This window comes from Micromonospora sp. ATA51 (genome assembly GCF_016802855.1).
In the GTDB taxonomy this organism is placed as follows: Bacteria; Actinomycetota; Actinomycetes; order Mycobacteriales; family Micromonosporaceae; genus Micromonospora; species Micromonospora sicca.
Genome location: NZ_JAEVHJ010000514.1, coordinates 1 through 2909 on the forward strand (window position 1 = coordinate 1; position 2909 = coordinate 2909).

Here is a 2909-nt window from a genome sequence, read left to right on the forward strand (position 1 = left end):
GGCGCCGCGCCGTGCCCGCGCCCCGGGCCGCCGAGCCGGAACCGGCCGCCGTCCGAACCGGTTCGCTCGCCGACCGGCTCGCCGCCGAGGGCCGGGTACGCGGAGTCGGTCCGGGAGCGGCTGCGCGACATGGTCCGCGAACTGGTCGCCCGGCGGGTGGTCGAGCAGCGCCCCGGGATGACCGTCACCGAGCTGACCGCGGCGGCGGCCCGGAACCGCCCCCGGGTGCACCCCGTCCTGCACGCCGCCGGAGCGATCTTCTCCGACCTCTGGTACGCGCAGCGCCCGGCCACCGCAGAGCACGACCACCGGATGCGCGAACTCGCCACCGACCTGCGCCGGGAGCTGACCGCCGACGCCGGGGGCGGTGACCGGCCGTGACCGCCACCGTGGCGGCGCCGCCCGCCGTCCAGCCGCCGCACCGCCGCGCCCGCCGCCGGCACCGGATGCTGATCCCGCTCGGGCTGGCCCTGCTGCTGATCGTGGCCACCCTGGTGGCCCACGCCGTCGACCAGCCGGACCCCGCCGACCGGGGGTTCCTCTCCCCGGTCGCCACCGGGGACGACGGGGGCAGCCGACTGGCGGAGGCGCTGCGCGGGCAGGGGGTGACCGTACGCCGGGAAACCGACACCCTGCGCGCGCTGCTGGCCGCCCGGCCGGGTCCCGCCACGCTCTTCGTGCCGGCGCCGGATCTGGTGCACCCGGACACCGTCACCGCCCTGGACGACCTGCCCGCCGGCAGTCGCCTGGTGCTGGTCGACCCGTCCCGCCGGGTGCTGGCGGGGCTCGGCCTGCCGCTGACGCCCGACGACCGCCGCTGGGCGACCCGGGCCACCTCCCCGGACGCCGACGACCGTCCCTGCGCCCTGCCCGAGGCGGCCCGCGCCGGGACCGCCGCCGCCGACCGGCAGCGGTACGCCGCCCCGGCCGGCCAGTCGGCCACCCGCTGCTACGCCGGCGGGCTGGTCCGGGTGCCCTGGCGTACCGAGGTGGTGGTGATCGGGGCCAGCGACCCGTTCCGCAACGACCGGATCGACGAGTACGGCAACCGGGCCCTGGCCACCGGGCTGCTCGGCGGACCCCGCCCGCTGGTCTGGCTCGACCTGGACGGCCCGGCGCCCGCACCGACCTTCGGCGACGGCACCGAGGGCCCACCCGCCTGGTCGCCCTCGCCCGGCGGCTCCGCCGGGACGACCGGTGACGGCATCACCGACTGCCATTCGCGGGCGTTGAAGCCGCGCAGGGTCTCCGCCACCGTGTCGTCGGTGATCTCCTCCGGGGGCTGCCAGGCCAGCCGGCGGATCGAGTCGGGGGCGATCAGGTTCTCCGGGGGCAGGGTGTGCTCGCCGGCGATCCGGACCACCACCTCCCGGCAGCGGGCCAGCCGGCCGGCCGCCACCGGGTCACGCTCGGCCCAGCGATGCGGCGGCGGCGGACCCTCCACCGTCGGGGCCGCCGGCAGCGCGTCCTCCGGCAGCTCACGGGCGTCGTCCAGGGCCGCCAGCCAGGTCCGGGCGAGCCGACGGACCGACCGCCCGCCGAAGCCGGGGAGGGGGAGCAGGGTCTTCTCGTCCTTCGGGTCCAGCTCGGCGGCGGCCACGATGGCCGAGTCGGGCAGCACCCGGCCCGGGGCCGCGTCCCGCCGGGCGGCGATCTGGTCCCGGGCGTACCAGAGCGAACGGACCCGCGCCTGCGCCCGCGCGCCCCGGACCCGGTGGATGCCGGAGGTACGCCGCCAGGGTTCGGCGCGCACCCGCGGCGGACGGGCGCCGGTGCGGACCAGCGCGGCGAACTCCTCCGCCGCCCACGCCGACTTGCCCTGCCGGCGCAGCTCCTCGTCGAGGGCGTCCCGCAGGTCGACCAGCATCTCCACGTCCAGTGCCGCGTACGTCAGCCAGGACTCCGGCAACGGCCGGCTGGACCAGTCCGCCGCCGAGTGGTGCTTCTCGAGGGTGTAGCCGAGCAGCTGTTCGGTCAGCGCGGCCAGGCCGACCCGCTCGAACCCGGCCAGCCGGGCGGCCAGTTCGGTGTCGAAGAGCCGTCGGGGACGCAACCCGACCTCCGCCAGGCAGGCCAGATCCTGGCTGGCCGCGTGGAGCACCCACTCGGCCCCGCCGATCGCCGCGTCAAGGGCGGCCAGGTCGGGCAGCGGCAGCGGATCGATCAGCGCGGTGCCGGAGCCGGCCCGGCGCAATTGCACCAGGTAGGCGCGCTGGCTGTAGCGGTACCCCGAGGCGCGTTCGGCGTCCAGGGCCACCGGTCCGGTGCCCGCCGCGAAGCGGGCCACGACCTCGTCGAGCTCGCTCGGGGTGGCCACCGGCGCGGGCGTGCCCTCGCGTGGCGCGGTCAGCGGTACGGGCCCGCCGTTGGTGGGTTCGGTCCCCGCGTCCACCGGCTCCGGCGCGGCCGGTGACGGGTGCTGAGCTGCCTCCCCGGTACGGCTTTCGGCGGGCCGACGGCGCAGGGGTGGTTCGTCGGTCACCTGACAACCCTAGTGCGCGACCGGATCCGGTGTGCGCAGCCGGTCGGGTGCGTGTCGATCCGATGGCCGTCGGGTGTCGTGGCGGGGTCGGGTGGCGCCGACGTGGCAGGGTCGGACATCGGGGGAGACAAACCGCGTTCACGCAGGTACGGTCCATCGAGCCGCCGAGGGGGCCGAGGGCCTCGGCGGGCTCGCGGCAGGGGCGTCTACGGGGAGGACGTGGCGATCATGACGGCTGGGTACGGGTCGGGCGACGGCACGCCGGAACACGGCGCCGACGAGGGCGTCGAGGGCAGCCGCGCGGAACGCCCGGAGACGGAGCGGCCGGGCCCGCTGCCGCCGCGGATCGAGCCGCACCGACCGGTCGTTCCCGGCTACCCGGAGGCCGTCCCGCGCCGCCGACCCCGGCCGCCACCTTCCTCCCGCG

At 77.7% G+C, this 2909-nt stretch carries 1 protein-coding gene and 3 pseudogenes; 3 read left to right on the forward strand and 1 reads right to left on the reverse strand.

Going from position 1 to position 2909, the window contains the following annotated elements; translation table 11 throughout:
* Positions 1-381, forward strand: a 381-nt coding sequence (locus JNW87_RS36935; RefSeq protein WP_238455321.1) for a DUF4129 domain-containing protein, incomplete at its 5' end; no start/stop codon positions are given.
* Positions 382-446: 65 nt separating this feature from the next.
* Positions 447-1013, forward strand: a pseudogene (locus JNW87_RS41115) (DUF4350 domain-containing protein); the annotation flags it as partial.
* Between the two features lie 182 nt (positions 1014-1195).
* On the opposite strand, the pseudogene JNW87_RS36945 reads toward JNW87_RS41115, so the two are convergent.
* Positions 1196-2482 (reverse strand): annotated as a pseudogene (locus JNW87_RS36945) (ribonuclease D); the annotation flags it as partial.
* 228 nt (positions 2483-2710) lie between these two features.
* Between JNW87_RS36945 and JNW87_RS36950 the strand changes: the two are divergent.
* Positions 2711-2909 (forward strand): annotated as a pseudogene (locus tag JNW87_RS36950) (hypothetical protein); the annotation flags it as partial.